This is a genomic window from Anaerosporobacter sp. (assembly GCF_031551385.1).
In the GTDB taxonomy this organism is placed as follows: domain Bacteria; phylum Bacillota; class Clostridia; order Lachnospirales; family Lachnospiraceae; genus Anaerosporobacter.
In genome coordinates this window covers 1-6360 of sequence record NZ_JAVBNS010000228.1, presented here as the reverse complement: position 1 = coordinate 6360, position 6360 = coordinate 1, and the positions used below count along the sequence as shown (strand labels likewise).

Sequence of the window (6360 nt, the reverse complement as noted above, 5' to 3'; positions counted from 1 at the left end):
AAATAAATTAATCGGATTCCTATCCAAAAAGAATTTTATCAAGGATAAGGAAGGTACATTAGAAAAAGCGGATACTGCATTTTCAAAATACAACGAAGGTGCAATATTCTTAAAGAAACATAAACGAATAATGGCAATTGTATTTTCTATTACATTTGTGCAGAGAATTGCCTTGTTTTTAGTGACATATTTTGTGTATCGTGCATTTGGATTATCAGAATATGGAGTCATAGATATTGTTGCGTTACAAGCGATTATTTCAATTGCGGTAGATATGTTGCCATTACCAGGAGGGATAGGAGCGAGCGAGAATCTGTTTATGATAATATTTAGGAAGATTTTTGGGGGAACATTAATTTTACCAGGAATGTTATTAAGCAGAGGAATTAGCTACTACGCGTTATTAATTATGAGTGCAATGGTAACTGTGTTTGTACAGATTCGTTGCAGTTATAAAACAAATGAAGTGGAGTAAGAAGAGCATTGCTATGGCAAGTTTTAAAAAGGGAAGGGTTTCAAGATGAGAGAAAAGAGAATGATAGGATTTTATAATTTTTCAGTAGTTTTAACATATATAGGTTTGGCTTTTTCCGTATATGGAATGACACAAGCCTTGAATGATAATCATAAAGTAGCTTTTATGTGTCTTATGATATCAGGAATTTGCGATATGTTTGATGGTAAAATTGCTAGAGCGATGGACAGAACAGAGGATGAGAAGAAATTTGGAATTCAAATCGATTCATTGTGCGATTTAGTCTGTTTCGGAGCGTTTCCTGCGATTATTGTATATTCGTTTGGGGCAACAGGGGTGCTTGGTAATCTATGTATTATCTTATATGTATTAGCAGCAGTGATACGTTTAGGTTTCTTTAATGTAATGGAAGAGAAGCGCCAAAGTGAAACATCGGAGAATCGTAAACAGTATCAAGGGCTTCCAGTAACGAGTGTAGCAATTCTCTTGCCACTAGTATATTTGTTCCGTGACAAGTGTACGTTCTTACCTGTTTTAGAAGGTGTTGTACTAGTTATTGCAGTGCTATTCATATTGAATATAAAAGTAAAGAAACCGAATAAATCGGAGTCAATTCTTATGATTGGTTGCGCAGCGATAATATTTTTAAAGGTTTTAGAGTTATTCTAAAAGTATAGAAGGAACGATTCATAGTATATGTGTTAATCACAAATCTATGAGTCGTTTTTTAATTCATCAAAAGTACGCTTCTGTTTTACAAAAATAAAATAATAGTATAAGATAGTATAAGAATACAAGATATGGTAAATATAAATATAGAAGGGATAGAATACATTATGAAGTATATTGATTTGGAAGGAAATAAAATTGAAAAGGATACGAAGCAAGATCGTTTGCTTCGCGAAATCTATACAAGCTCGATTGGAAGAGGGATTATGAAACTGTTAGTAAATCCTACGGTTTCAAATCTAGGAGGAATGCTACTAAATTCAAGATTATCGACATTGCTTATACCATCATTTATTAAGAAGAATGGAATTAATATGGATAACTATGCAGAGCAGTATTACAATTCTTATAATGATTTCTTTATGAGACAGATTAAGAAAGAGCTTAGACCAATTGATGAGAGAGAAGATACCATTGTTTCTCCAGCGGATGGAAAGGTAAGTGCATATCAAATCTCGGATAAACTTGTTGTCAACATTAAGAATAGTAAATACACAGTGGCAAGTCTATTGCGCGACAAGGAATTGGCAAAGAGATATAAAGAAGGTTACCTTGTGATAATTAGACTTACAGTTGATGATTATCATAGATATTGCTATCCTGTTACAGGAAGTAAGGGTAAGAATAAATCGATTAAAGGTGTTCTTCATACAGTAAATCCAATTGCGAACGATTATGTAAGAATCTATAAGGAAAATACAAGAGAATATACTGTAATAGAAACAAAGGAGTTTGGAGATGTTATTCAGATGGAAGTAGGAGCGCTTTTAGTTGGTAAGATTTCTAATTATCATCAGGAGTTAGAGGTTGTAAAAGGGCAGGAGAAGGGGCGGTTTGAATTTGGTGGATCAAGTATTGCTTTATTATTGGACTCTAAGAAAGTGTGTTTAAAAGAGCAATTATTAGCGAATACGGAGAACGGATATGAAACAATAATTCAAATGGGACATACGATTGCATACAAATGTACTGATAATAAGTGAAAAAATAAATAATTTTCCACAATAAAAATTGATATTTAGGAGACTATGTTGGTAAAAAGTGATATAATAGGTACATGGAGGTAAAAAGAGGATTTTGCGAATGAAAATTGTACTTAAAAAAGTGCTTGTATACAATAAACACATAGAGTATAATGTATACAAGAGTGGTTTAACGACAATAAGTATAGCATTTGAGATCTAATGCAAAAGACGAAAGGAGATATAATCGTGGGATTTATCGACGTTATTAAAGAAAGAGCAAAACAAAATAGAAAGACAATTGTATTACCAGAAACTAATGACAAAAGAACTTTAGAAGCTGCTTCTAAAATATTAGCAGAGGAAATTGCAGATTTAGTATTAGTAGGTAACGAAGAAGAGATTAAAAAGGAAGCAGATGGTCTTGACATCTCTAAAGCAATAATTATAGATCCAGCAAAATCCGACAAATTGCAAGCATACATAGAATTAGTTGTAGAGCTTCGTAAAAGCAAGGGAATGACTCCAGAAAAGGCAAAAGAACTTTTAACAAAGGATTATCTATTCTTTGGTGTAGCTATGGTTAAAGCAGGTGATGCAGATGGTATGGTTGCAGGTGCATGTCACGCAACAGCCGATGTATTAAGACCTTCTTTACAAATTTTAAAAACAGCTCCAAATACAAAACTTGTTTCAGCGTTTTTCTTAATGGTTGTGCCAAATTGTGAATATGGTGCGAACGGAACATTCATATTCTCTGATGCAGGATTAAATCAGAATCCAAACGCAGAAGAGTTGGCAGCAATTGCAGGTTCATCAGCTAAGAGTTTCGAATTATTAGTAGGAGAAGAACCAGTTGTAGCAATGTTATCACATTCAACAAAAGGTAGTGCAAAACATGCTGATGTTGATAAGATGATAGAAGCTACTAGAATTGCAAACGAATTATATCCAGAGATTAAAATTGATGGCGAGCTTCAAGCAGATGCAGCAATAGTTCCAAGTGTTGGTAGTTCTAAAGCACCAGATAGTAAAATAGCTGGTAAAGCAAACGTATTAGTATTCCCTGATTTAGATGCAGGAAATATTGGTTACAAATTAGTACAACGTTTAGCGAAAGCAGAAGCTTATGGACCAATCACACAAGGTATTGCAAAGCCAGTTAATGATTTGTCAAGAGGATGTTGTGCAGATGATATTGTAGGAGTAGTTGCAATCACTGCAGTTCAAGCAGCCGCAAATTAATGTAAAATTTTAATCGCACCGGGTATATAGTTATTTTGCTTGGTGCGATTGTCGCATGATTAGAAATAGAAAAAAACGGTAATAGTATAAAGAGATACTATTATTTAACAGGAGGTTATTTATGAACGTATTAGTTCTCAATTGTGGAAGTTCATCTTTAAAATATCAATTAATTAACGCAGCTACAGAAACAGCATTAGCAACAGGTATCTGTGAAAGAATCGGAATCGATGGAAAATTCAAATATAAATCAAACACTGGTGCAAAAGTAGAGAAGCAAGTAACAATGGAAACACATGAAACAGCAGTTAAATGTGTACTTGATGCACTTGTTGAACCAGAAACAGGAGTAATCAAATCACTTGATGAAATCGGTGCAGTTGGACATAGAGTAGTACATGGTGGAGAATCATTTGCTCAATCAGTAGTAATTGACGACGAAGTAATCAAAGCAATTGAAGCTTGTAGTGATCTTGCACCATTACACAACCCAGCAAACTTAATCGGTATTAACGCATGTAAGGCACTTATGCCAAATGTACCAATGGTAGCGGTATTTGATACTGCTTTCCATCAATCAATGCCAGCAAGAGCATATTTATATGGTCTTCCATGTAAATACTATGATGAATACAAAATCAGAAAATACGGTTTCCACGGAACAAGCCACAGCTTTGTATCTAAGAGAATGGCTGAATTCGCTGGACTTGACATTAATAATTCAAAAATTATCGTTTGCCATTTAGGAAACGGTGCAAGTGTTACGGCAGTACTTAACGGTAAATCAATTGATACAAGTATGGGTCTTACTCCATTAGAAGGTCTTACTATGGGAACTCGTAGTGGTGATATCGATCCAGCTATTATCGAATATATCGTTAACAAAGAAGGAAAAACAGTATCGGAAGTTATTGCAATGCTTAATAAAGAATCAGGCGTGCAAGGTATGTCAGGCGGATTATCAAGCGACTTCAGAGATTTAACAATTGCTTCTGAAGAAGGTAATGTACTTGCAATTCAAGCACTTGAGGTATACTCATACCGTGTAGCAAAATACATTGGTTCATACGTTGCAGCTATGAACGGTGTTGATGCAATCGCATTTACTGCTGGTATCGGTGAAAACGATGATTTAGTTCGTGCAAATGTAGTTGGTTACTTAGGATACCTTGGAATTACATTAGATAAAGAAAAAAATAATACAAAGAGTAATGAATTATATATCTGTACTCCAGATTCTAAAGTTAAAGTTGCTATCATTCCTACAAATGAGGAACTTGCAATTGCAAGAGAAACTATGGCTTTAATCTAATAATATATCACATATTATACATACTACCATACAAATCGACAAATTAAATGTTGACAAAGTATGGTGCTGTATGTATAATATTAAAGGTGTGAAACAAAGTCTGTTCACAGATAGGAGATAACTATGATCATTAATTTATCGGAGATTATGTTAGTTCCTGAAAAGGTCGAAAGAATATCAGCTCCAATTGAGCTGGAAAACTTTAAGCTACAACGCGAAACGTATGAGTTTGTAATGAAGAATTCATTTGAGCTTACGATTACCAATCTTGGTGAGAAGAAGTGTTTAATTGAAGGAAGCACAAAGCTTACGCTTATGATTCCATGTAGCAGATGTCTCGAAGACGTTAAGACTACTCTAGATATATCCATGTCAAAAGAAATTGATTTTGGAAAAACAGAGGAAGAACGTATCGAGGAACTAGATGAAATGAATTATATTAATGGATATGATTTAGATGTAGACAAACTTGTCTATGACGAGATTTTAATCAATTTTCCTATGAAAGTTGTTTGTTCCGATGATTGCAAAGGAATTTGTAATGTATGCGGTAAAAATCTTAATAATGGGACTTGCGATTGCGTAAGCACAAGCCTAGACCCAAGAATGTCAGCTATCCTTGATATCTTCAATAATTCAAAGTAATTGATTGTAGTAAATCAATTATATTTTAAGGAGGTGTACTCATGTCTATCTGTCCAAAGAATAAATCTTCAAAAGCAAGAAGAGACAGCCGTAGAGCAAACTGGAAAATGACTGCTCCAAACTTAGTTAAATGTAGCAAGTGTGGAGAGTTAATGATGCCACATAGAGTTTGTAAAGCTTGCGGTTCATATAACAAAAAAGAGATTATCTCTGCAGAATAATTTCTTAAAGCCCTCACAACGTTGAGTAATCAATGGTTGTGAGGGCTTTTTACGTGGTGGTGATACTGCTGAAACGGTACTATTTATTTTGATATTAACTTTTTGAGAATATGCTGAATATATGGTTTTAACTTCTCTGTATCTTCAAGAAATTCATCTGTGGCTTCCACATAAGAAAACTTATCATGATAGTCAATTTTAAAGTGTGGTGTATAGAGTTCTTCAAATTGAGGAACGAATCGACCAGTTTTTTTGCTATAACAATTCGCAGCTCTGGCACGGGTTCTAAAGTTCTTGTCTACATAGAAAGCAACGCTTTTATGAATGGCAGTATCTTCTTGTGGTAAGTAGTAGTAGTCTTTGTAGTTATCGTAGAAGAACTTTAACTCGTTTTGATATAGTTCAATTTTAAGAACGGCTTGGTTGCCAGTTACATTACAATAGATGCCTTCAATACCATAGCTTACACTTTGAGGTAAGCTTGAAGAGAGATTAAAATAAAGAACAAGCAAATCTTTTTCTACCGTTGCACGTATATTTTCATATTGTCCATTGAACAAATCAATATAGGCAAGAATATTCGTAAGTGGTAACATACCTTGTACGTCTTCTTCGTTATGTAGAAGAAGTTGCTCAAGTAATAGAGAAGAATCCAAAGAATCACTGTAAGCTGTGTTGATTGATTGAATACGAGTCTCTAAGTCTTTAACAGGAGATACCTCATGGCTACGCCCCTTAAGTTGTTCTAGTTTCTTCATGCCAAGGTAATTT

At 34.2% G+C, this 6360-nt stretch carries 7 protein-coding genes and 1 pseudogene; 7 read left to right on the top strand and 1 reads right to left on the bottom strand.

The features are described from left to right. The 7 genes from RMR19_RS17400 to rpmF all read left to right on the top strand — a co-directional run. Positions 1-475 (top strand): flippase-like domain-containing protein (locus RMR19_RS17400; RefSeq protein WP_310604772.1); only part of this gene is annotated, 475 nt, incomplete at its 5' end. A 45-nt stretch (positions 476-520) separates the two neighbouring features. Continuing rightward, a complete protein-coding gene (locus RMR19_RS17395) occupies positions 521-1144 on the top strand; it encodes a CDP-alcohol phosphatidyltransferase family protein (RefSeq protein ID WP_310604771.1) in 624 nt (207 codons plus the stop codon). Between the two features lie 131 nt (positions 1145-1275). Further along, positions 1276-2187, top strand: coding sequence for a phosphatidylserine decarboxylase (locus RMR19_RS17390; protein WP_310604770.1), 912 nt, complete (start codon positions 1276-1278; stop codon positions 2185-2187). Between the two features lie 228 nt (positions 2188-2415). Further along, positions 2416-3411 (top strand): phosphate acetyltransferase, encoded by a 996-nt coding sequence (pta, locus tag RMR19_RS17385; protein ID WP_310604769.1) that lies wholly within the window; start codon positions 2416-2418, stop codon positions 3409-3411. Positions 3412-3532: 121 nt separating this feature from the next. After that, positions 3533-4723, top strand: coding sequence for an acetate/propionate family kinase (locus tag RMR19_RS17380; RefSeq protein ID WP_310604768.1), 1191 nt, complete (start codon positions 3533-3535; stop codon positions 4721-4723). Between the two features lie 123 nt (positions 4724-4846). After that, on the top strand, positions 4847-5368 hold the full coding sequence (locus RMR19_RS17375) for a YceD family protein (RefSeq protein WP_310604767.1): 522 nt from the start codon (positions 4847-4849) through the stop codon (positions 5366-5368). Between the two features lie 41 nt (positions 5369-5409). Next, positions 5410-5589: a 50S ribosomal protein L32 gene (rpmF, locus tag RMR19_RS17370; RefSeq protein WP_073281783.1), complete on the top strand. Its 180-nt coding sequence runs from the start codon at positions 5410-5412 to the stop codon at positions 5587-5589. An 83-nt stretch (positions 5590-5672) separates the two neighbouring features. Here the strand turns inward: rpmF and RMR19_RS17365 are convergent. Beyond that, positions 5673-6360: pseudogene (locus RMR19_RS17365) on the bottom strand (hypothetical protein); the annotation flags it as partial.

Bases quoted from the DNA above. Each gene is read 5' to 3' on its own strand.
- RMR19_RS17395 (WP_310604771.1), top strand. From the start codon at position 521: ATGAGAGAAAAGAGAATGATAGGATTTTATAATTTTTCAGTAGTTTTA.
- RMR19_RS17390 (WP_310604770.1), top strand. From the start codon at position 1,276: ATGGTAAATATAAATATAGAAGGGATAGAATACATTATGAAGTATATT.
- RMR19_RS17380 (WP_310604768.1), top strand. From the start codon at position 3,533: ATGAACGTATTAGTTCTCAATTGTGGAAGTTCATCTTTAAAATATCAA.
- RMR19_RS17375 (WP_310604767.1), top strand. From the start codon at position 4,847: ATGATCATTAATTTATCGGAGATTATGTTAGTTCCTGAAAAGGTCGAA.
- rpmF (WP_073281783.1), top strand. From the start codon at position 5,410: ATGTCTATCTGTCCAAAGAATAAATCTTCAAAAGCAAGAAGAGACAGC.